Below are 22,622 nucleotides of genomic sequence, written 5' to 3'. Positions count from 1 at the left end.
TCCCCGGAATCAGACGACCGCGCGTCGTCACTTCGTCTCGTAACGCTGCGCCGGGTCGTACAGCGAATCCGGCAGGTCGATGCCGAACGCCTGCAGCCGCTCGGCGAACTTCGGCCGCACGCCGGTCGCGCAGAAGTGTCCGCGCACCGTGCCGTCGCGATCCATGCCGGTGCGCTTGAACGTGAAGATCTCCTGCATGTTGATGATGTCGCCCTCCATCCCGGTCAGCTCCTGGATGCTGACGATCTTGCGCTTGCCGTCGGTGAGCCGGGTGGCCTGAACCACCACCGAGATCGCCGACGCGATCTGCTGGCGCATCGTCTTCGGCGGCAGCGTCAGGCCGCCGACGCTGATCATGTTCTCGAGCCGGGTGAGCGCATCGCGCGGCGTGTTGGCGTGGATCGTCGCGAGCGAGCCTTCGTGGCCGGTGTTCATCGCATTGAGCATGTCGAGCGCTTCCGCGCCGCGCACTTCGCCGAGAATGATCCGGTCCGGCCGCATCCGCAGCGCATTGCGCACGAGCGTGCGTTGCGTGATCTCGCCCTTGCCCTCGATGTTCGGCGGCCGCGTTTCGAGCCGCAACACGTGCGGCTGCTGGAGTTGCAGCTCGGCGGCGTCCTCGATCGTCACGATCCGTTCGGATCGCGGAATGAAGCCCGACAGGATATTGAGCAGCGTCGTCTTGCCGCTGCCGGTGCCGCCCGACACGAGCACGTTCACTTTCGCCTGGGCCAGCGCATCGAGCAGTTCCGCCATCGGCGGCGTGAGGCTCTGATAACTCACGAGGTCGTCCATCTTCAGCGGGTTGACCGCGAAGCGCCGGATCGACATCAGCGGCCCGTCGATCGCCGACGGCGGAATGATCGCGTTCACGCGCGAGCCGTCCGGCAGACGCGCATCGACCATCGGAGTCGATTCGTCGATGCGGCGCCCGACCCGCGACACGATCTTCTCGATCACCTTCATCAGGTGCGCGTCGTCGTAGAACGTCACGTCGGTCAGCTCGAGCTGGCCGGCGCGCTCGACGTAGACCTGTTTGTACGTATTCACGAGGATGTCGGAGATGCCGGGGTCGCGCAGCAGCGCCTCGAGCGGGCCGAAACCGAACATCTCGTCGTACACGTCGATCGCGAGCTGGCGCCGCTCGATGTCGTTCGCGAGCAGGCGCTCCTCGTCGAGGATGCGCGAGATCAGCGCCGAGATTTCCTGCCGGACCTGTTCCTGCGGCAGGCGCGACAGACGCTCCAGCTCGACGCGTTCGAGCACCGCCATGTGAATTTCGCGGCGCATCTTCTGGTAGGCGTTGCGTACCGACGAATGCGTCGCACCTGCCGGTTCGGTGCCCGCCGCCTGCGGCTGCGTCCGGTACAAGGACATCTGTTCGCGCAATGACATGATGGTTTCCCCGAAAGATTCACATGGACTTGAGCTTCGGCGTGGCCTTGCGGCCGAACAGCCGGGACATCAATGGTTCGCTGCTGGACGCGCCGTGCTTGGTGCGCACGTCCCCTTCGACGATCTGCTTCGCACAGGCCTGCAACGCACGCGTGACCGCCGCGCCGCGTGCGACGCGCGAGGCCGGATGCCCCTGGTCGAGCGCTTCGCGCACGGTGTCGGCGTCGTCGGGTATCGTGCTGCTGGCGTGCAGGCCGAGCACTTCCTCGAGCGCGGCGCGGGACCGCTCGCTCGCGCGCGTCATCCGGTTCACCACCAGCCGCAACTGGTCGGTCGGGTAGCCGAGCGACACGAGAATCTCCAGCAGCCGGCGGCCCGCGCGCACGTGCGGCATCGCGGGCTGCAGCACGAGCTGGATCTGGTCGCTGCGATCCAGCGCGATCATCGACAGCGGATTGATGCTGACGCCGATGTCGAAGATCACGAAGTCGTAACGCGGCGCGGCGACGCCGAGGATCCATTCGAGCGCATCCTCGCGCATCTCCGCGGCCTTGACCGGGTCGCCCGCGCCGGCGAGCACGTGAAACGTCGACGTCACGTGCGCGACGCTCGCGTCGAGAAACGCGCCGTCGAGCCGTTCGATCTGCGCGCACAGCTGCGGCAGCGTCGATGGCGGCGTCTCGTCGCTGACGAGGAACGCAGCATCCGCGAACTGCTGGTTCAGATCGACCAGCAGCACGCGGCGCTTGTGGCCTTCGGCGATCTCGTACGCGACGTTGCTCGCGACGAAGCTCGTGCCCGCGCCACCCTTGCACGACATGAACGACACGAAGCGCGTATCGTCGCTGTCGCGCCGCGTGCTTTGCGCGGCCGCGCGTTCGAGCGCGCGGGCGAGCGCCGCGGGGTCGATCGGCCACTGCAGCACGTCGCGCGCGCCGGCGCGCATCGCGTCCAGCAGCACGTGCGGCGCCGCATCCGCGGTCACCAGGATGCCGGTCAGGCCCGGGTGCAGCCGGCAGATCCGCTCGAGCGCCGACAGCTCGGCCGCGTCGGACATCGCGCCGTCGATCAGCAGGATGTCGAACGAATCGAGCCCGTCGGTTCGATGCTCGATCTGGGACGGCCGTCCGTGCGCGCGCGTCACGCGATAGTGTCCGCTCTCGGTGACCAGGCGCGCGATCTGCGTGAGCCGGGCGGTATCGTCGGCAGCTACGAGGATATTGATCATGACAGTGCCTCGTCGGTTCGATTATTGACAGGCGGTGCCGCCCGTCGACGAATTCAGGCTTTCCCGCGACAGCGTCGTGGTGAACGACGGCATCGTGATCGAGACGTTCGCGATCGGAATCATCGTCCTGACCGTCACGTTGGTGATGCTGACCGTCACGAACGAGCAGGAGCTCACGTCGCAGCCCGACGGCGTGTAGCTCACCGACACGTTCGCGTCCGACAGCATCGGCATCAGCGACTTCACGCGCTTCACGACGCCGGTGGCGTTCACGTCGCAGACGATCGCCGTGCGTGCACCGAGCCGGATCGCCTCGGTCGCGGTGTTCCAGTAGAACAGCACGCGCCCGAATTCGAAGACGCCGGTCAGCAGCATGATCAGGATCGACGCGATCAGCGCGAACTCGACAATCGTCGCGCCGCGTTGGGCGCGCCGGCGCGACAGCGGAAAGGGGCGCGCGTTCATGACACTTGCCTCATCACGGTGACGATGTTGCCGAAGGTGATCGAGGACAGCCCCGGGTAGGCCGGAATCGGCTGGTACTGGTAGCCCTTCACCTTCACCTCGACGACGTTGATGCTGCCGGTCGCCGTGCCGCTTGCCGCATTGTTGGTCGAGTCGTACGTCGGCAGGTTCGCGAACTGCGGCGGGTCGGACGCATCGGCGCAATCGGTCGAATGCGCGGCGTCGCAGACGATCACCATCGACGTCGTGAGCCCCGGCACCAGCTCGGTGCCGGCGGAGCCGCACGTGGTGCTGCCGTATACGACGAGGCACTGCGCCTCCGCGAGCGGATACGCGCTGTCGGTCGGCAGAAAGACCGACAGGTAGCGCGCCGCGTTGCGCGTCGCCTTGGTGAGGGTCTCGTACTGGTAGATCGCGCGGCCGAACTCGGCCACGCCGGTCGCGAGCACGATCATCGGCATCAGCACGAGCGCGAATTCGACCGCGGCGACACCGCGCATGCGTGACCGGCGAATCGGGAGCCTTTTCATGATCGCGTCTCCACTATTGAACGAGCATCGGCACCTTGATGCCGGCCGAACTTCCGGTACCCGGCAAGCCGTGCGTCGCGCAGGGCGTCGTGCCGGATGCCGTCGTGCCGAGGTATTCGAGGTGCGCCGTCACGCCGCCGGCGCCCGGGCTGAACGGCAGCGGATCGAGCATCAGCACGCAGTCCCACTGCGTGACGTGAAGCTTGCTGCTGCTGCCCGACAGCGTCGAGCAATCGCCTTCGGGGGCGAGCGCGAGCCGGCGGTCGCCGCCATAAGTCTGGTAGTTGCTTGCCGTGGCGGTCCCGTTGGTCGCGATGCCGCTGCCGGCGGGCGGCGTGCCGTCGCCCTGGTAGATCTTGAAGCTCTCGCGATCGAGCACGAACTGCGTGTACGCATCGCCGACGATGCCCGCGGTTCCCGGCGGCCCGTAGTTGGGGCCGACGTACGCATAGCCGGTGAAGTCGGGCTGGCCGCTCGAGCCGTTGGCGCCGCTCGTATAGATGCCGAAGCGGGTGTTCCAGGCGCGCAGCGCCGCGGACTTCAGGCCCGTCGACCCGAGGTCGGGCGGCGACGTGATGTTGCAGCTATTGCCGGACAGTTCGCTGGCGATGGTCGTCTCGTTCGTCGATCCGTCGAGCGCGGCCCAGCCGAAGTTGCCGGGCCCGTAAGTCGACTTCGAACCGGACGGCGACGAGATCCAGTCGCCGACCTTGTAGGGCGCGGCGGCCGCCGCACGACACACGAACACCGGAATCGCGCAGGCCGTCTGCCCCGCGCCGACCGTCGCGATCGCGCTCGCCGCGACCTGGGCCGCGTTCGCGACCTGCACGCCGGGAATCGTGTTGAGCATCTCGATGAACCAGTGCGCGATGTTGCTCAACTGCGCGGTGCACTTCACGTACTTGATGTTCGCCGGCGTGGTAACCGCCGTCTTGGTCAGGAACGGATTGGTCAACGAATCGCTGAACGTGACGTTCGAATCCGTCTGCATCTGAACCGCGTTCTGCTGAAAGAACGCGAAATTCGAGTGGCCGGCGGCGATGCCGTCCGCTTCCGAGACCTGCAGGCTGATGGCCGACGTAAGGTCGCGCGCAGCGGACAGCGCGCATGCGTCGGCGCTGTTCTGCAGTTCGCTGCGCGTGACGTACAGCTTGCCGAGGTCCAGCGCGAGACCGACGAACCCGATCATCACCGCCAGTGCGAGACCGACGATGATCGCGACGGCGCCTCGCTGGCGATGCATACCGCGACGCGTGAGCTTCGGATGACGAGCTGCGCTGGACATGGCGTTCTCCCTGAGCTTGCCTGTGTGTTACTGCGCCGACTTGCCGATCCCGATCACGAATGCATTGGCTTTCGGCTCGGGCTGCTTGAACGACTTGTCGTAGTTGTCGAGCGCGGACGCGGCTGCGCTGCCGCTGACCCCCAGGTTCGATGCCGCGTGTTCGGCGGCATGCGGATCGATGATCTGGGCTTGCGTGACGGCGCGGACCGAGTCGCCGAAGCGGGTGTCCCACACCGGCGTCGACGACATGCAGCCGGCGAGCGCGAACGCGAGCGGGACGGCGAGCGCCGCGCGGCGCACGAATACGAGGTAGGCGGATTTCATGAGCTTCCCCTTGAATGGCTTCAATGATCGGTGGACTGGGGTTCCGTGCTCGCCCGCGCGACCTGCGCGTGCGCGGCGGCCGGCAAGCTGTGCTTCGAACGCGGCGCAGGTTTTGCCGGCGCGGCGGAGCCAGCGGCCGCGAGACGCGCTGCAGCCGCTTCGATGCGCGCGATCCGCGCCGCGGTGACTGCGGCGGCCGCATCGGCCTGCGGCTGCGACTGCTGTTGCGGCTGCGACTGCGGTTGCTCTTGCGGCTGCGCGGCCGGCGCCGGTTCGGCGCTCACCGCCCCTGCCGCGTCGGCCGCCGCGGCCTTCTCCGGCTCCGCCGGCACCGGTGCCGGTGCATCGGCGGGCTGCGGCGCACGCGGTGCGGGCAGTGCGGCGGCCGGTGCGGCCGGCTCAGCCGATTGCGGCGCCGGAGCAGGTGCGGGAGCCGGCGTCTGCGGTGCATCCATCGCGCCGCTCGCCGGTTGTGCGCCCGCCCGGCGGACACCCTTGCGGCCTTCCATGTTGCCGGTCGCATACACGTCGGCTTCGTTCGGCTTCGAGAAGCTGTCGGTCGGCAGCGGCACGTCGGCGGTCTGCAGCGGCCTCACCAGGTGCGGCGTGATCACGAAGATCAGCTCGGTGCGGTCCTGCTGGAACGACGTGCTGCGGAACAGCGCGCCGAGCACCGGCACCTCGCCGACGCCGGGGATCGCCTTCAGCGCGCCGCTCGCGTTGTCCTTGATCAGCCCGCCGATCGCGAACGATTCGCCGTCGCCCATCTGGACCGTCGTCGACGCGCGCCGCGTCGTGATCAGCGGCAGGATCGACGTGCCGCCGATGTTGGACGCGCTCAGCGTCACGCCCGTCTGCGACAGTTCCGACACTTCCGGCGCGACCTTCAGGCTGATCCGGCCGTTCCCGAGCACCGTCGGCGTGAACTTCAGCGCGACGCCGAATTCCTCTTCCTGCAGCGTGATCGACGACGTGCCGTTGCCGCTGCTCTGCGGCACCGGGATGAAGATCTTGCCGCCGGCGAGGAACGTCGCCTCCTGGCCGCTGATCGTCACGAGATTCGGCTCCGCGAGGATCTTGACGAGGTTGTCGGTGTTCTGCACGTCGGCCGCGATGCTGAACGGCCTGTTGTTCGCCTTGTTGAACACCGCGCCGCTTGCGACGCCCGCGAGCAGGTTGCTGACGAGCGCGCCGCTCCACGAGCCGAAGCCGCCCTGGATGTTGAACGCGCTGCCCATCTGGTTGATCAGCGTCTTCGACACTTCGGCGACCTTCACCTCGAGCATCACCTGCTGCGGCGACGTGACGGCCAGCATGTTCAGCACGCCGGCGCCCTTGCCGCTGCCGTCGCCGGCGCTGTCGCTGTACGCACGGGCGATCTGCACCGCCTGCTGCGCGGCCTGCGAGTTCGATACGTTGCCCGCCAGCACGATCGTGCCGGCGGCGGTCGATACATGAATGTCGCGCTCGTTCGGCATCAGCTGCATCAGCGACGCCTGCAGGCCGCCGGCATCCGCGCCGACCGCCACGTCGATCACGCGGCACGCACCGCTGCGACCCTGCACGATCATGTTAGTCGTGCCGACCGACAGCCCAAGGATGTACAGCGTCTGCGGCGACACCATCGTCGCCTGCGCGACGGCCGGGTTGCCGATGGTCCGGTTGCGGACCGGCTCCGGCATCGGCACCAGCAGCGACTTGCCGAGCGGCACGCTGACGCTGGTCGACTCGCGTACCGCACCCACGCAGTTCGGCCCGCGCAGCGGCCCCGCCGCCGCGGCGGGCGCGGCGGCCGGCGTCGGCGTCATGCTGATGGTCATCTGCATCGGCCCCTTGGCGGCGGCCGCCGGCGCGGCGGCACCGCCCTTCATCAGCGCGGCCGATTCGGCGCCTTCCTGGGCCAGCGCGCTGTATACGGTCAGCGTTCCCGTACAGAGGATCGCGGCCATCATCGCGCCCCGTGCGATACGCGTGCGCACCGGGCCGGTACCTGAATGTTGCGGATTGATCTTCATTTCGTCTGATCCCCCGAGTGACCGGCGAGGCGCCGGTTGTCGACTTTCAAGGCCGCCGTGCCCTGACGGCGGCCGATCTGGTTAATCTGTTTATCTGGATGTGTTCTACGAATTCAGAAACATTCGACGCTGCCGTGTACCCCGGTCAGCACGCCGACGCAATCGCGGCGCGCTCCCGGTGCCGCATGGGATGCGACACGCACGCGCACGGTCTTCACCGGCGCGGGTGCGGGCACTTCGGGTACCGGCGCCTTGCCGAGCAGCGTGATCTTGGTCGCGCCGTCGGTGGTCAGCGTCTTCTGGTCGACCTGGTTGCGCAGCACGAGCGACAGCGTGCCGACGCTGCGCGCGAGATCGAGGCGTTCGGCCTGGTCGGGCGTGACTTCGAGCGTCACCGCGTTGACGACCTTCGGTGCGGTGTCGTCGCGGCTGACCTGCTGCGCGACGGCCAGCACGAGGATGTGCTCGAGCACGATCTTGGAGATGCTCTGCCCGTCGGTCTTGCCTTGCTGTTCCTGCGTGTTGACGATCACGTCGACGTAGTTGCCCGGCAGCGCGAAGCCCGCGACGCCGACCACGTCGTTCACCCGCACGGTAATCGCGCGGCTGCCGTCGGCGATCACCGCGGACAGCCCGCCCTTCGTGCCGACCGGCGCGAGCTTCGACTCGATCACCGGCTCGCCGCGGGCGAGGCTCGTGCGCACGACGCGCCCTTCGAGTTCCTTCGTGTCGGTAAACGCGCCGGTCGGCACGCTGCCCGACGGCCAGCTCACCATGTGGATCTGGTTCGGCCCGAGCGGCTCGCCCAGGTTCAGGTCGGTGGTCGCCACCGCGACCGACGTGATCGAGCTGCTGGAGGTATTCATCAACCAGCGGGACGCGAACACGACCGCGGCAAGCCCCGCGACCATCGCGACGATCAGCATCATGAGCGCTCGACTGTTTTTCATGGCAATGCTCCTCAACGAATCGTGAAAGAAACGGCTCAACCGGTTACGTGCGTGCGACCGCCGTGGTCGACAGGCGGCAGATACACGCCGTCGCGCTCGGGCGCCGTGCCGAAATAGCTGGCCCATGCGTCGTGCAGCGCGTCGTGCGTCACTTCGAGCGGATCGCCGCGATACCGCGCGCCGGCGGCGACGAGGCGCAGCAGATCCATCGGGAAGCATGCGAGATAGGCCTTGCCGGTCGGCAGGTGCAGCCGGTGCAGCAGATAGTCGAATGCGTCCTGCGTCGATACCAGGCCGAGCGACGCGCATGCGGCGTCGAACACCGCGCGATAGTGGTCGATCGACAACGCGCCGACGTGAAGCTTGGAACCGAGCCGGCGCAGGAACGCGTCGTCGGCGAACTGCTCCGGCGCCAGGTTGCTCGAGAACACCGGCCAGACGTCGAACGGCAGCACGAAGCGGTTGCCGGACTCGAGCGTCAGGAAATCGACACCGCGATCGAGCGGGCGCAGCCAGCGGTTGAGCAGGTCGCGCGGCTCGACACGCTGGCGGCCGAGATCGTCGATGATGTACATGCCCATGTTCGCCTTCATGTGCGGCGGCGCCTGGTAAAAGCCCGCCGCGTCATCGCGACGCAGGTCGAGCTCGTCGAGCGTCAGCTCGCCGCCGGACATCACGACCGGCCGCTCGCACAGGCGCCAGCGGCGATCGACCGATTGGCCGTCCGCTTGCGCTGCCGCATCGACATGCACGAGCGGGTCGTAGATCTGGATCACTTCGCCGGCAGCGCAAATGGCATACGGCACCGGCACGTGGCCGCCCATCAGCGCGCCGAGCCGCTCCGCGAGGAAGGTCTTGCCGCTGCCGGCCGGGCCGTAGATCAGAAGCGGACGGCCGGAGTTCAGCGAGGCGGCCGCCGAATCGAGGATCACCGTATCCATGACGACGCCTTCGAAGATGGCCCACACGTCGTTCTGGGCCACGCGCAACTTGCGCACCGAATGGGCGGACACGCAGTCGAGATATGCGTCGAGCGTCACCGGCGCAGGCCCGCTGTAGCTGTTGCGCGTGCGCTCTTCGAGCGCGGCCACGCGGCCCGCCTCGGTCAGGCGGAACGTCACGTCGAGGTCCGTCTTGCCGCGATGGGTCAGTTCGACCAGATGCTCGCGCACCAGGAACGCGAAGATGTCGTCGAGCACGGCGAGCGGGAGGCAGTGACGCTCGATCAGGTCGCCGTAGGACGGGCGGCCGAGCACCAGCGTCGACTTCAGCACGAGCCCGGCGATGAACGCCTGGCTCAGTCCGGTTTCCTCGAGCGAGCGCGGTGCCGCCGGCAGTTGCGCGCCCGGCTTCGCGTGCGCCTCCCGCATGGGCGACGGAAGCGGCAGGTGAGCAACCTGCGCGTCGCGTCTCGGTTCGGTGGGGTTCGTGTTCATGTTCGGTCCATCCTCGTTGCAGGTTCGGCGCGCTACGCGCACGATACGAACAGCATGCCCAGCGTGCCGGCGGCAATCGCCACGCCATACGGCAACGCACCGACCGACGCGAACTCCACGGGGCCGTCGGTTGCCCCTGCACGCGCCCCGGACGCGCGACGCGCGAACAGCGCCGCGACGTTCGCCCACATCTGGCGCATGCGTCCGCGCAGCAGCGCGAAACCGATCGCGCCGATCCCGCCGGCCAGAAAGGCGGCCAGCACGATGTAGAACGTCATCTGTGCGCCGACCCACGCGCCGATCGCGAGCATCAGCTTCACGTCGCCTGCAGCCATCCCGCGCAACAGATAGAACGGCAGCAGCAGGCCGAAGCCGGTCGCGGCGCCGGCAAGCCATGCGAGCGCGCCCGCCTGGATGCCGTGCAGCGCGCACTGGGCAATCAGCGCACCGGCCAGCCCGACCGCGACGAGCCGGTTCGGGATGCGTCGGCTCGTGATGTCCGTGCTGGCCGCGACGACGACGAGCAGCGTCACGCACAACGGAACCGGGTAAGGCAGCGCGGCAGGCAACATGGCGAACCTCGACGGGATGTAATGGTCAGGATTACTGACCCAGTGCGGTATTGACTGCCGCGGTCACGATCGACGCGATCGCGTTGTACATGTCTTCAAGCGAACCCTTCAGTACGACCACGCTTCCCAGCACGATGGTGGCGAACACTGCCGCGATCAGCGCATATTCGATCGACGTCACCCCCTGCTCGTCGGCGATCCATCGCGATACCGCTACCGCACATCCCCTGGTCCGCATGACGGCCTCCGATTCGGTTGATCAAGAGAGCGGGGAGACTCGAGCAGTGCACCGGCCGAGTCATCCGCCGTTCGGTTCATTCGACATCTGTTGGTTGGGTGTCCGGCCCTGCTCGAGCGACGGGATGACGACGAACGGGCCGGACCCGCCGTTCGCCGCCCCGCCATTCAGATCGCCGCGTTGAGGTCGTCTGCGATCGTGTTGAACACGGTCTTGAGATCGTTTCCGACCAGCGTCAGTGCTGCAACGAGGCCGACTGCGATCAGCGCGGCGATCAGGCCGTATTCGATGGCCGTCACACCTTGCTCGTCTTGGACGAAACCGCGGACTTTCTGGATGAACGTGGACATGGCTAATCTCCTTTCGCACTACTATTGGAATCCCGTTGTCGAAAAGCGACGCGGGGAGCGGGTACTACCGGCACAACGGCACAACAAATGGATTCGGATGCGGCGCTCAGCGACGGACACGGCAGGGTACGAGCCTGGCCGGGCGAACGATTGTCGGTGGGCTGATGCGTGCGATATGCATGCGCGCTGCGATCTGGCGAATGACGCGATCGAGCAGAACGGCGTAACGACCGTACCGGGCATGAATACGGATTGAACGGATGACGCAAGCGCGTCGATGCTGGTGCGGATATGCTTCGCGGCATGCAAGCCGCGACGTGCTCTGGTCTTTCATTTTTATTCCCCAAATGCTGTCATGTGATTCTTGTTGCGCGGACGATGCCGTCGTCTATTCGCTCGGTCGACGTTTCCGGCGGTTTTCATGGCCTGGGCGGCGTTTTCCCCGACGCGCCCTCGATCCGTTGCTTTCCGCAGGTGATTGAGTCCGGTCTTGTCAGCCTGTTGCTTCAACCGGTCGTTCATCACGTCGTCGACTGTCGTGCGGACCTTGACGCAAAGAGCAGGCCAGCCGGAAGGAAATCCAGACGCAGCAAGGGTTCCGGCGATTCACCCGTGAGTCGGGTTTCGGCGCGCTGCACAAAATGTTTCAGATTTGATATACGCACGCAGGCCGGCCCGGGATGCCGGCGGGGCGCCGCCGTGCTGTGCAAGGGCACCCAAAAATTTTCTCGGGATTTTCCCGAATCCGTGTAGCCCGTCGCCCGACGCGAATTCGGCATACCGCCGGACCGGCGAAAAACACGGAATGTTTCAAGCGAGAAACATCATTTGCGCCGGTACGGTTTTCTCAGACGTGAAAACCCGGTTTTCCGCGCTGTCGCTGCCGAATCGATAACTCACGATTCAGCCCGCGGTTTGCGTCACGCGATTTTTTCTCCAACAATGCATTCACCGGACAGCGCCATCGAATGCGATTCGATCCGGATACACGACAACACAAAAAGGCTGCGGCAGAGAAGCAGCCTTCACCGCAAACGGGGCATCATGTACACAGCCAATCGTGGAGTGCGCTATCGCGCCAAACGCTGTGCTCAATGGCTGACAGCCGACCGGATCATTCCGTACAGCTGCATCATGCTGATGCTGTGTGTTGGATTCCTGATCACCTGGGGCTTCGTGACGGATGCCTTCACGTCACAGACCACCGCACGACCGGGTGTCGACTTCTCCGTCTTCTGGACCGCGTCGCAGCTCGTGCTGCAAGGCCATGCCGCCGCGATCTACGATCCGGTCTTCTTCTCCCATGCCGAGGTAGCGCAATTCGGTGCCTACATAGGTCACCAGTCGCTGCCCTGGCTTTATCCGCCGACGATGCTGCTGCTCATCGCGCCGGTTGCCCTCGTGCCTTTCCTGCCCGCGTATTTCCTCTTTTTTGCGGGCAGTCTTTTATGCTATGCGTATGCGGTCCTGAGACTGTCGGGTCTGCGTGCGCACCTGCCCGCTCCGCGCGCCGCCGCGCTCGTCGTACTCGCCTACTCGGGCGTGTTCGCGTCCGTCCTGTACGGGCAGAACAGCATCCTGACCGCCGGCATCGCCGCATTCGCGCTGCATTTCCTCGGCCGACGACCGATCGTCGCCGGCGTGCTGATCGGGCTGCTCGCCATCAAGCCGCAACTGGCGGTGGTGTTTCCGTTCGTGCTGGTCGCGACGCGCTCGTGGCGCACCTTCGCGTCGGCAGCGATCACCACGGTGCTGTTCACCGTGGCCGGCATTGCGCTGACCGGCACCAGTTCCCTGCACGGCCTGGCTCAGGCGATGTCGATCGTGCGCGGCATGCATTTCACCCTTCCTGCCTACTGGTTCGTTTCGCCCACGACGTTCGCGGCGCTGCGGCTCGCGGGCGCATCGATTCCGGTCTCGCTCGCCGCCCAGGCCGCCGTGGGGCTGCTCGCAATCGCCGCCGCCGTCCAGGTCTGGCGTCGCACGGCCGACATTCGGCTGCGCGGCGCGGCGCTGGTGATCGCCACGCTGTTGACGACCCCCTATCTGTGGCATTACGAACTCGCGTGGCTCGGCATCGCGTTCTTCTGCGTGATCGCCCACGGGCTCGACGAAGGCTGGCTGCCGGGAGACCAGATCGTGATCGTGCTCGCGTGGCTGCTGCCGATATTCGAGATATTCAACCGGATCACGAAGCTGCCGCAGATCGGCCCGGTCGTGCTGCTCGCCGTCCTGTTCGTCGTCGTGCGCCGCTCGACCCTTCCATCGGGGAATGCGTGATGAGATCGCCGCGCTCCCTGCTGCACGTCGATTCGGTGCTCGACGCACACCCGGAACTGCCGATCGCCGGCCCGCGCCGGTTCCCGCATTGGCTCAATCGTGATCGGGTACGCCTCTTTGCGGCAGCGGTACTGCTGACCGAGTTGCTGTTCCTCTGCGTCTACCTCGCACGCGTGCATGGGTCGCATACGTCCGTGCCCGGGCCGCTCGCGCAGGATCTCGCGCCGATCTGGAGCGCGGCACGGCTCGCCGCGCACGGCCATGCGATCGACGCGTGGCATTTCTCGTCGCTCTTCGCGATCGAGAAACTCGCGATTCCGGCGATCAACGCTGCGGACGGCTCGCTGCCGTGGCTCTATCCGCCGACCATGCTGCTGTTCGTGCTGCCGCTCGGCTGGCTGCCGTACATGTTTGCGCTCGTGCTGTGGATCGGCGTCACCTACATGCTGTTCGCAGTGACGATCCGCGCGACCGTGCAGCGCGATGCGGCGCTGCTCTGCGCGCTCGCCTTCCCCGGCGCGTTTCTCACGGTGATCGTCGGGCAGACGAGCCTCCTGACCGCGACACTCGCCGGCTGCGGGATGCTGATGCTGAATCGTCGTCCCGTCATCGCCGGCATCTGCTTCGGGTTGCTGACGATGAAGCCGCAAATGGCGATCCTGTTCCCGCTCGCGCTGCTGTGCGCCGCTCAATGGCGCGCGCTGGCCGCGTGGGCGGCAACGATCGCCGGCGGCTTCGCGCTGTCGACGCTCGCGTTCGGCCTCGGCGCGTGGTTCGCATTCGCACACGGAATTCACGACGCAGCACAGCTCGTCGGCGCCGGCCACGCGCGGCTCGCGCGCATGCCGACCGTCTTCGCGCTCGCCACCCTCGCCGGCTGGCCCGTCTACGTCGCGCGCGGCCTGCAGCTGCTGTCGGCCGCGGCCGCCGCGATCGCCGTGGTGTACGCATGGCGCGGCGCGTGTTCGTACGCGCTGCGTGCCGCGACGCTCGCCTGCGCCTGCCTGATCGTCAGCCCCTATCTGTACGACTACGACCTGACCTGGTACGGGCTCGTGATCGCATGGTACGCACGCTATGCGTGGACGCACGGCTGGCGGCGCTTCGATCGCGAATGGCTGCTGCTGATGTGGGTGATGCCGCTCGCCGGCCTCGTGCTGGTCCCGCATCTGTCGTTCCAGTTCATGCCGCTGGTCACGCTGGCCTCGCTGGCGTTGCTCGTCAGCCGGATTGCACAAGAAAGGCACGACGTGCCGTCGATGCCCGACGCACACGACAACTCGACCGAGACCGGCTTCCCGCACCCGGTCCGCTCACACCACCGCCCGGCGCACGGACTGCGCCGCAGCGGCCGCCCGACCTTCGGCGTCGGCCGCTGACACGTCGTCACAGGGGAACCCATCATGCGCGAACCGCTCTATACACCGCTCGTCTCGCTGGTCGTACCGTTCTACAACGAAGGCGAAGCCGTCGAACGCTTCTTCGACGTCGTGATCCCGCTGATGGCCGGCCTCGACGCGATCCGCTTCGAGATCGTCTGCGTAAACGACGGCAGCCGCGACGACACGCTCGACCGCCTGATCCGGGTCAGCATGGGCGATCGCCGCGTGCGCGTCATCGATCTCACCCGCAACTTCGGCAAGGAAGCGGCACTGACCGCCGGCCTCGACGAAGCCGACGGCGACGCGGTGATCCCGCTCGACGCCGACCTGCAGGATCCGCCGAGCCTGATTCCGGTGATGCTCGAGCACTGGCGCGACGGCGCGGAAGTCGTCGCCGCGAAGCGCAGCAACCGCGCGTGCGATTCGTTCGCGAAGCGCACCGCCGCCGCGATCTACTACCGCGTGCACAACGTGCTGTCGGACGTGAAGCTGCCGGAGAACGTCGGCGACTTCCGGCTGATGGACCGCAAGGTCGTGAACGCGCTGCGCAGCCTGCCCGAGCGGCATCGCTTCATGAAGGGGCTGTTCGCATGGGTCGGCTACCGGACCGTGATCGTCGAGTACCAGCGCGATCCGCGCAGCGCCGGGCATTCGAAGTTCTCCGGATGGAAGCTGTGGAATTTCGCGATCGAAGGGATCACGAGTTTCAGCACCGTGCCGCTGCGTAGCTGGACCTACATCGGCCTCGGCATCGCCGCGCTCGCATTCCTGTACGGCGCGTTCATCGTGGGCCGCACGCTGCTGTTCGGCAATCCGGTGCACGGCTACGCGTCGCTGCTGTCGGTCATACTGTTCATCGGCGGCATCGAGCTCGTCGGCATCGGCGTGGTCGGCGAGTACATCGGGCGCATCTACGACGAGTCGAAGCAACGTCCCGTCTACCTGATTCGCCGCCGCTACCAGGCACACGGCAAGGTGATCGAACTGCCGGTCGTGCGCGATACGCGCCGCGCGGCCGCACGCCGCCGCGTCCAGCCGGCCCGCATGCGGGTCGGCGCCCGCTGATCGGTGCAGCCTGCAATGTTCGCACTGCTCTACGCCGAGCGCGTGCGGCTGGCGCGCTTCGGCCTGTCCGGGCTCTGCTCGACCGCGCTGCACGTGCTGATCGCGTCCGCGCTGTACGCGCTGTTCGATGCGACGCAAGTGATCGCGAACGCCGTCGCGTTCGTCGGCGCGACGGCGTTCTCGTATCTCGCGAATACGCTGTGGAGCTTCTCGTCGACGGTGCATTCGCGCAACCTGGTGCGCTATCTGACCGTGGCGCTGGCCGGCTTCGCCGAAACGATGGCGCTCGCGCGCGCCGCCGAACTGCTCGACGTACCGCGCGGCTGGGCCATCGTCGCGATCGCGCTGCTGATCCCGCCGACGATGTTCGTGCTGCACCGGGTGTGGACGTATCGGTAAATCCTTCACGCCGGCATTGCGACATGCGATTGCGGCGATTGCAAACGCGCCATCGATACAAGGTCCGCCGGCGCGGCCGGCTGTATGCCGTCGTGGCATCGCCGCCCCATTCCACGCAGCGCGACGAACGCATCCGCATCGGATTGCGTCGTCGGGGAGAAGGCCCGGTTCATCGCGAAGCCGGTCGCCGGATGCGCATGGACGATGTCGAGCATGGCGTTCGGGACGGCCCGCGGTAGGGTCGAAGCATTCATCGATCCGTCACGGAACCATCGCACTCGAGGCGAGCGATGCCTGCTAGCATGGCGCGTGGCCTGTCCGAATCGCGATGCCACCGGCAACATGTCGCGCGGCGCGGGTCGCGCCGTCGCCTCCGTGTCGGTCATGCCGCAGCACGTCGACGCGGACGCTTCCCGCGGCACGCATCGTGCGCGGCCATCATTCGCCCTCCACCCGACGGCCGGCTTCGCCGCATGCTGTCGCGCGCCGCCGGCACGAGATCCGTCCATGCCCAGGAAAAAATCCAGCCTCTGGCTACGGCCTTTCGACCTGTTGACCGCCGCGACGCGCGCGCGGCCCAAAAGGAAGACCGCCAAGCCGGCGCCATCGGCGAAGCGCCCCGCCACCGCACGCACCACGCGTCACGCCCGCGCGCCCGCGCCCGCCGCCCGCACATCGCCGCGCCAGGCACCCGGCACGTGGCTGCGCTCGTTTCATTCCGCGCGCCCCGCCGCCGGCCAGCTCGTCAACCATCTTGCGTACGCGCTGTACCTGCCCGCCGCACCGGCGACGACCGACGGCCTGCCCGTCGTCGTCATGCTGCACGGCTGCAAGCAGACCGCCGAGTCGTTCGCCGCTGGCACCCGTATTTGCCGCGTCGCGGAGCGCGCCGGATTTGCCGTGCTGTTTCCCGAACAGGCGAAGACCGCCCACGCCCATCGCTGCTGGAACTGGCATGGCGATGCGTCGCAGTCGGAGGCCCCGGCGATCGCATCGCTCGTCGACGCGATCGTGCGGGAGCGCGGGTTCGATCGCGACCGCGTCTATCTGGCCGGCATCTCGGCCGGCGCCGGGCTGGCCGCGCGTCTGGCGCTCGAATTTCCCGATCGCTTCGCGGCCGTCGGCCTGCACTCCGGTCCGGCCATCGCGCCGCCGTTGTCGACGATGGCCGCGATGAGCCTGATGCGCCGCGGTCTGCGCGACGATCCGATACGCGTCGTCGATGCCTGCGTCGATGGGCGCGCTTATCCGGGCATGCCGGCACTCGTCGTGCACGGGGGACTCGATACGGTCGTCGCCGAGCAAAATGCGCTGCAGCTGGGTGTCGCGTTCGCGCGGATCAATCGGCTCGTCGACGAACAGGGTGCGCTGCGCGTCGGCGAGCAACATACGTACGCGCACGACGATGCGGATTACACCGACTATCTGCGCGGCGGCACGCTGATCGTGCGGGTCTGCATCGTGCGCCGCCTGGCGCACGCGTGGAGCGGCGGCGATCCGCGCGAAGCATTCCACTCCGCGACCGGGCCGGACGCGACCGCGATGTTCTGGAATTTCTTTCGAAGGCGGCGGCGCAAGCGGTAGCGGAGCGACGCGTCGCCTGTCATTCACGCGCGTTGCCCGACTGCCGCCGCCGCGTCCGCATGGCCCTGCGCGCGCCGGATCGGCAGTCGAACGCGGAACGTCGTGCCGCGCCCCGGCTCGCTCGTCACGTCGATTGTGCCGCGATGACGCTCGACGATCCCGTGCGACACCGACAACCCGAGCCCCGTTCCCTGCCCGACCGGCTTCGTCGTGAAGAACGGATCGAAGATCCGCCGGACGATATCGGGCGTCATGCCGGTTCCGGTATCGCTGATCGCGATCGACACCTGCTCGCCGTCGCTCGACGTGCGGATCGTGATCACGCCGCGCGTCGGCATCGCATGCGCCGCGTTGACGAGCAGGTTCATGAACACCTGGTTCAGCTGCGATGGAAGACATTCGACCAGCGGCAGGTCGCCGTACTCGCGCACGATGTCGGCCTTGTACTTGAGTTCGTTGTGGACGACGTTGAGCGTGCTTTCGAGGCCCGCGTGGATATCGGCCACGCTCCACTCGCCGCTGCCCGGCCGCGAGAAATCGCGCAAGTCCTGCACGATCCGGCGCACGCGCACCGCGCCGTCGATCGATTCGTCGATCAGCGTCACGATCTCGTCGCGCACGTAGTCCAGGTCGGCCGCGCCGCGCAGCGCCGTCAGCGCGTCGCGCGCCGCGGGTTCCAGCTGCGGCAGCGCGGCTTCGTGCGCGGCGATCACGTCGAGCAGGCTGCGCACCCATGTCCTCAGCGTATTCAGGTTCGCGCTGATGAAGCCGATCGGATTGTTGATCTCGTGCGCGACGCCGGCCGCGAGCTGGCCGATCGACGCGAGTTTTTCCGATTGCAGCAGCTGCACGTGGGTTTCCTCGAGCGCGCGCAGCAGGCGCCGCTGTTCGTCCTTCTCCTGTTCGAGCCGACTCTGCGCCGCGCGGCGCTCGTCGATCTCGCTCGCCATGTTCTCGCGCGTGCGTTGCAGCATCGCCGTCGTCTGCTCGTAGCGCCGCAACGCCGTTTCGAGTTCGGCGGTACGCAATCGCACCAGCCGTTCGAGCGTGTCCGTCATGCCGCGCAGAAAGGTTGTGCGCGCATCGAAGCGGCAGACGAGCAGCGTGACGATCAGCGTCGCCGTCGTGAACAGCGCGATGGTCGTCGCGAGCCACGGCGCGTCGATGCCGTTCGCGGCGCCGCAGCGCGCGTCCGGCGCGAAATGCGCGGCCGCCATCGCCGTGTAGTGCATGCCCGTGATCGCGATGCCCATGATCAGCGCGGCACCGATGCGTTGCGCGGTCGCGTGGCGCGCCTGTTGCGCGCGCAACGTCTGCGCCATCCAGAGTGCCGCGGTCGACGCGATCACGGCCACGCCGATCGATGCCGCGAACAGCCCGGGCTCGTAGCGAATGTCCGGCGCCATGCGCATCGCGGCCATGCCCGTGTAATGCATCCCGACGATCCCTGCGCCCATCAGCGCGCCGCCCGCGAGCAGGTGCCGGCGGCTCAACCGCGCACGCGTGACGACGTTCAGCGCGAAATACGACACGAGCACCGCGATCGCAAGCGACGCGCCGGTATCCGGCAGCGCATAACCGAGCGGAATCGGCAGCGACAGCGCCAGCATCCCGACGAAGTGCATCGACCAGATTCCGGTGCCCATCGCGGCCGCGCCGCCGGCCAGCCACGCGCGCTTGAGCCGCGGGTCGTCGAGCAGCGAAATGAACGCGGCCAGGTCGAGCGCCGTATAGGAGGCCAGTGTCGCGATGACGAGCGACAGCAGAACCAGCAGCAGGTTATAGGTGCCATGCATGATCGGCGTCCCGGTCGAAATGAACGCGGTGCCGCGGCGCGCGGCCGCGCGCCCGCCGCGGCGGAGCGGCTCCGTGCAGCGTCACGCGGGCGGCGCGGCGGCGCTCGCCTGCGTCGACGCGGCCGCGCCGGTCTGCACGAGAATGTCGAACGACGTGCCCTCGCGTGCTTCGAAGCGCCGCACGAGCTCGATCTGGTGCGCCGACATCACGCTGCCCTTCGTCATCAGCAGCACGCCGCGATGCGTGCGCAGATCGTCGGCGAGCTGCATCCCTTCGCGCAGTTGTTCGGACCGGATCTCCGCGACGGACGCGGCGATGCGCAGGCTCGCCGGATCCCGCACCAGCTCGATGAAGCGCGCGACGAGCAGCGGGTCGTAACGCACGCCGGCCTGCGAATGCAGCACGTCGATCGCCTGTTCGACCGAATGCGGCGAGCCGATCTCGCCGTTTCGCAACCCCTCGAAATCGCGCGCGATCGCGACGATCCGCGAGCCGAGCGGGATCGCGTCGCCCGCCAGCCCGTCGGGCGTGCCGCGGCCGTTGAAGCGCTCGTACTGGTGCAGCACGATCGATGCGACCTTGTGCAGCTGCGCGACCGGCGTGAGCACCATCTGCGCGCGCAGCGGATGCTGCTGGAACAGGCTGTGTTCGTCGGTCGTCATCTTGACGAGCGGCTTGTGCAGCAGTTCGTCGGGCAGCGACAGTTTGCCGATGCCGTGCAGCAGTCCCGCGTAATACACGTCCTGCGCGTGCAGGCTGCTCATCCCGGCCGACAGCGCGAGACGGCGCGCGATTTCGCCCACGCGCATCGCATGGCCGCTCGCCGATCCGCAGCGCATCTCGATCATGCTCGCGCACACCTGGACCATCGCGGTGAAACTGCTTTTCAGGTCGTGCTGCGCGGCTTCGAGAAACAGCACGGTTTGCCCGAGCTCCTCGGTGCGCGCGCGCACCTGCGTTTCGAGTTCCGTGTTGAAGCGGCGCAGCGCTTCGTTCTGCGCTTCGGTCAGCGCGGCCAGTCGCGCTGCTTCGCCGCGCAGGCGCCGCTGCTCGAGCGCCTGCTCGATAGTCATCAGCAGATCGTGATCGTCCCACGGCTTGTTCAGGTAGCGATACACGCCGCCTTCGTTGACGGCCGCCACGATCGATGCGATGTCGGAATAGCCGGTCAGCAGGATGCGCATCGTGTCCGGATACAGCGTACGGGCGCGGGCGAGAAACGCCGCGCCGCTCATGTTCGGCATGCGCATGTCGGACACGATCAGGTCGACTTCGGTCGACGCGAGGATCTCGAGCGCGGCTTCGCCGCTTTCGGCGGTCAGGATTTGGTAGCGCGCGGGCCGCAGCACGCGCCGCAGCGCGGACAGGACGCCGGGCTCGTCGTCGACCAGCAGGATCGAGGGGGCGGCGGCGGGGTTGTCGGATGCGGCTTCGGCGATCGGTTCGGGTGGTGCAGCGTTCGTTCCGGTTGTCGCGGATGTCGTCATGGATGGCCTCGGATTAATTGTCTTCACCACCTCTGTGACATCGGCCGGCGTTGCGTATTCCATATTGGGGAAAACGCTGATTCGCCCCGTTTTGCGCGTCGTGCACCGCTCACCGTCGGCCAGGAACGCACGATACTCGCGACGCGAAATGGGAGCACGCGTTCGATCGGCAGCAGATGCAGGCGGCACTTCACGGCCGTTGCCCGGACCATGATCAGGACGACGAATCGGATGCAGCGGCCCCCTGTCGTCCGAAGCGACACGCGACGGCGGCTGCATTGCGCCGCCGGTCGGGCGCCAGGCCGCGCGATCGAGCAGACAGCGTCGAAGCATGTACCCGACCACGCCCGACGCGCGGCGCGACTTCACCGGGACGTCGGACACGAACGGCAGCGCAACGTCAGGGCGCCTCGATCCCTTCCGCACGCGTTGCCAGGAATCGCAGGTACTTGTCGTCCTCGTCCTCGAACAACTCCGGTCCGCCGCCCATATACGCGCGCATCAACTCGTCCGCGGCACGATCGAGATCACCGAGCTCGAACGCGCACTGACCGAGTCTCAGGTGCAGAAACGGATTGCCGACAGCTTCAGGGAAATGCATCGCGTGGGCGAGACTGTCACGTCCGGCCGCGTAATCGCCCTGATGGAAGTACGTGTCGCCGATGGCGGCCATCAGCCAGGTTCCGGCTTCCCAGTTGGTCCTGGGTGCAGGAAGCAGGTCGAACGCTTCCCGGTATTTCGCCAGCGCGCCTGCGTAGTCGGCGGCTTCCGTCAATGCATCGCCCGCCTCGCTGAGCGCGCCGATACGTTCATACAGCGCGTCGTCCAGTTCTGCCATGTCGAACCCTGTCTCCGGAAATGAATGATCGCGTGGCGAACGCTCGATCGCGACGCCCGAGCGCACGAGTCAATCGCTCGTCTTCTCCCGCACCGCATTGTGCAAGTGCAGCTTCATGAAATCGGCCGCCGCCTCGCGCTGGTCGGTAATCAGCAGATCGATCAACGTCAGGTGTTCGCGACACCGGCGCTCCGCCTGGTCGCGATCGATCGCTTTCCGATACTCCATCAGGCGGCGCAGCCGGTCGAGACGGCGCAGGCCGTCGAGAATGAACACGTTGCCCGAACACGCAGCGATCGTCTCATGCAGGCGGCTGTTCGCATCGAACAGCGCAGCCGGCGACGCCGTGCGCGCGCCGCCGTTCGCGAGCGCCTCCTGCTCGGCGCGACAGCGCAACAGCGCATCGCGGTCGAGCCGGAAGGTCGGCTCGAGGATCCCTGCGGCCTCGATCAGCAGCCGGTAACGGTAGCCCTGCCGATACGTCTCAGCGGACGTCAGCACGGACTGGAACATCCAGCCGTGCCCCGGCCGTCGTTCGATCCACCCTTCCTGCACCATCCGTCGCAGGATCGCGTTCAACTGCGCGCGCGTCACGCCGTAACGGCGCATCAACTCGTTCTCGGTCACGCGATCGGGGAGCTTGCCGGCGAGCCGGTCCTCCGCGATCGACAGATAGGTGTCTTCGTCCGCCACGGTGTCCGCCAGTTCGGCGGAATCGGCCCGGTCGAGCGGCGCCGCCCGATCCGCGACCGCATAGCCGCCGTCGGGATGCGGCGTGACGACCGCGCGCGCGGCGAGCCGCTTCAGCGCCTCACGCACCGGCGAGCGCGACACGTTGAACTGCTCCGCCAGCGAGCGTTCCGGCAAACGCGTGCCGGGCGCCATGCCGGAGCTGGAAATGTGCTGATGAATGTTCGACGCGAGCACGTCGGCGAGAGCGCGGGTCATGGCGGCGGATCGGATCACGAAAGACGACCGCATCGTATCACAACCGCACTTTGG

At 67.2% G+C, this 22,622-nt stretch carries 22 protein-coding genes; 5 read left to right on the top strand and 17 right to left on the bottom strand.

All coding sequences use genetic code 11. The features are described 5' to 3' along the window. Positions 1-27: 27 nt before the first annotated feature. From U5A56_RS18085 to U5A56_RS18030, 12 genes are all read right to left on the bottom strand, one after another. The gene (locus U5A56_RS18085; RefSeq protein WP_321923783.1) at positions 28-1,395 is read right to left on the bottom strand and encodes a CpaF family protein; all 1,368 of its coding nucleotides are present in this window, start codon (positions 1,393-1,395) and stop codon (positions 28-30) included. A gap of 19 nt (positions 1,396-1,414) precedes the next feature. Further along, positions 1,415-2,623, bottom strand: coding sequence for an AAA family ATPase (locus U5A56_RS18080; RefSeq protein ID WP_321923781.1), 1,209 nt, complete (start codon positions 2,621-2,623; stop codon positions 1,415-1,417). A gap of 21 nt (positions 2,624-2,644) precedes the next feature. Further along, positions 2,645-3,088, bottom strand: coding sequence for a TadE/TadG family type IV pilus assembly protein (locus U5A56_RS18075; RefSeq protein ID WP_321923779.1), 444 nt, complete (start codon positions 3,086-3,088; stop codon positions 2,645-2,647). Next, complete coding sequence (locus U5A56_RS18070; protein WP_124487327.1) at positions 3,085-3,618, bottom strand: TadE/TadG family type IV pilus assembly protein; 534 nt, start codon at positions 3,616-3,618, stop codon at positions 3,085-3,087. Before U5A56_RS18070 ends, U5A56_RS18075 begins: the two co-directional genes overlap by 4 nt. Positions 3,619-3,631: 13 nt before the next feature. Then, the gene (locus tag U5A56_RS18065; protein WP_321923777.1) at positions 3,632-4,903 is read right to left on the bottom strand and encodes a pilus assembly protein TadG-related protein; all 1,272 of its coding nucleotides are present in this window, start codon (positions 4,901-4,903) and stop codon (positions 3,632-3,634) included. A gap of 27 nt (positions 4,904-4,930) precedes the next feature. After that, complete coding sequence (locus U5A56_RS18060) at positions 4,931-5,227, bottom strand: hypothetical protein (protein WP_321923775.1); 297 nt, start codon at positions 5,225-5,227, stop codon at positions 4,931-4,933. Between the two features lie 20 nt (positions 5,228-5,247). After that, positions 5,248-7,242: a type II and III secretion system protein family protein gene (locus U5A56_RS18055; protein WP_321923773.1), complete on the bottom strand. Its 1,995-nt coding sequence runs from the start codon at positions 7,240-7,242 to the stop codon at positions 5,248-5,250. Between the two features lie 113 nt (positions 7,243-7,355). Then, positions 7,356-8,192, bottom strand: coding sequence for a Flp pilus assembly protein CpaB (cpaB, locus tag U5A56_RS18050; protein ID WP_321923771.1), 837 nt, complete (start codon positions 8,190-8,192; stop codon positions 7,356-7,358). A 35-nt stretch (positions 8,193-8,227) separates the two neighbouring features. Then, positions 8,228-9,628: an ATP-binding protein gene (locus tag U5A56_RS18045; RefSeq protein ID WP_321923769.1), complete on the bottom strand. Its 1,401-nt coding sequence runs from the start codon at positions 9,626-9,628 to the stop codon at positions 8,228-8,230. A gap of 32 nt (positions 9,629-9,660) precedes the next feature. Then, positions 9,661-10,200, bottom strand: coding sequence for a prepilin peptidase (locus tag U5A56_RS18040; protein WP_321923767.1), 540 nt, complete (start codon positions 10,198-10,200; stop codon positions 9,661-9,663). 31 nt (positions 10,201-10,231) lie between these two features. Next, positions 10,232-10,438 (bottom strand): Flp family type IVb pilin, encoded by a 207-nt coding sequence (locus U5A56_RS18035; protein ID WP_044844309.1) that lies wholly within the window; start codon positions 10,436-10,438, stop codon positions 10,232-10,234. Positions 10,439-10,605: 167 nt separating this feature from the next. Continuing rightward, entirely contained in the window at positions 10,606-10,788 is a 183-nt protein-coding gene (locus tag U5A56_RS18030; RefSeq protein WP_011880534.1) for a Flp family type IVb pilin, read from the bottom strand. 1,044 nt (positions 10,789-11,832) lie between these two features. Here U5A56_RS18030 and U5A56_RS18025 point away from each other — a divergent pair. From U5A56_RS18025 to U5A56_RS18010, 4 genes are read left to right on the top strand one after another with little or no spacing between them, the layout of a single operon-like run. Then, the gene (locus U5A56_RS18025) at positions 11,833-13,068 is read left to right on the top strand and encodes a glycosyltransferase family 87 protein (RefSeq protein WP_321923897.1); all 1,236 of its coding nucleotides are present in this window, start codon (positions 11,833-11,835) and stop codon (positions 13,066-13,068) included. After that, complete coding sequence (locus U5A56_RS18020; RefSeq protein ID WP_321923766.1) at positions 13,068-14,447, top strand: glycosyltransferase family 87 protein; 1,380 nt, start codon at positions 13,068-13,070, stop codon at positions 14,445-14,447. Before U5A56_RS18025 ends, U5A56_RS18020 begins: the two co-directional genes overlap by 1 nt. Before the next feature lie 24 nt (positions 14,448-14,471). Further along, on the top strand, positions 14,472-15,515 hold the full coding sequence (locus U5A56_RS18015) for a glycosyltransferase family 2 protein (protein ID WP_321923764.1): 1,044 nt from the start codon (positions 14,472-14,474) through the stop codon (positions 15,513-15,515). A 15-nt stretch (positions 15,516-15,530) separates the two neighbouring features. Then, complete coding sequence (locus U5A56_RS18010) at positions 15,531-15,914, top strand: GtrA family protein (protein ID WP_124519900.1); 384 nt, start codon at positions 15,531-15,533, stop codon at positions 15,912-15,914. 5 nt (positions 15,915-15,919) lie between these two features. On the opposite strand, the gene U5A56_RS18005 is transcribed toward U5A56_RS18010, so the two are convergent. Then, a complete protein-coding gene (locus tag U5A56_RS18005) occupies positions 15,920-16,129 on the bottom strand; it encodes a hypothetical protein (protein ID WP_321923762.1) in 210 nt (69 codons plus the stop codon). A 292-nt stretch (positions 16,130-16,421) separates the two neighbouring features. Here U5A56_RS18005 and U5A56_RS18000 point away from each other — a divergent pair, with 292 nt between their 5' ends. Further along, positions 16,422-17,498, top strand: coding sequence for an alpha/beta fold hydrolase (locus U5A56_RS18000; RefSeq protein ID WP_321923895.1), 1,077 nt, complete (start codon positions 16,422-16,424; stop codon positions 17,496-17,498). Positions 17,499-17,521: 23 nt separating this feature from the next. Here U5A56_RS18000 and U5A56_RS17995 read toward each other — a convergent pair whose 3' ends face one another. The 4 genes from U5A56_RS17995 to U5A56_RS17980 form a co-directional block, all read right to left on the bottom strand. Further along, positions 17,522-19,294 carry a histidine kinase gene (locus U5A56_RS17995; RefSeq protein ID WP_321923760.1) on the bottom strand — a complete coding sequence of 591 codons (1,773 nt, stop codon included), beginning with the start codon at positions 19,292-19,294 and terminating at the stop codon, positions 17,522-17,524. 81 nt (positions 19,295-19,375) lie between these two features. After that, the gene (locus U5A56_RS17990) at positions 19,376-20,782 is read right to left on the bottom strand and encodes an HD domain-containing phosphohydrolase (RefSeq protein WP_321923758.1); all 1,407 of its coding nucleotides are present in this window, start codon (positions 20,780-20,782) and stop codon (positions 19,376-19,378) included. 400 nt (positions 20,783-21,182) lie between these two features. Next, positions 21,183-21,620 carry a hypothetical protein gene (locus tag U5A56_RS17985; RefSeq protein ID WP_321923756.1) on the bottom strand — a complete coding sequence of 146 codons (438 nt, stop codon included), beginning with the start codon at positions 21,618-21,620 and terminating at the stop codon, positions 21,183-21,185. A 69-nt stretch (positions 21,621-21,689) separates the two neighbouring features. After that, a complete protein-coding gene (locus U5A56_RS17980) occupies positions 21,690-22,568 on the bottom strand; it encodes a GntR family transcriptional regulator (protein ID WP_321923754.1) in 879 nt (292 codons plus the stop codon). Between the last annotated feature and the right edge of the window lie 54 nt (positions 22,569-22,622).

It is taken from the genome of Burkholderia sp. BCC1998, assembly GCF_905339875.1.
GTDB lineage: Bacteria > Pseudomonadota > Gammaproteobacteria > Burkholderiales > Burkholderiaceae > Burkholderia.
The sequence above is the reverse complement of the archived record's forward strand: the minus strand, read 5'-3'. Positions and strand labels throughout refer to the sequence as shown.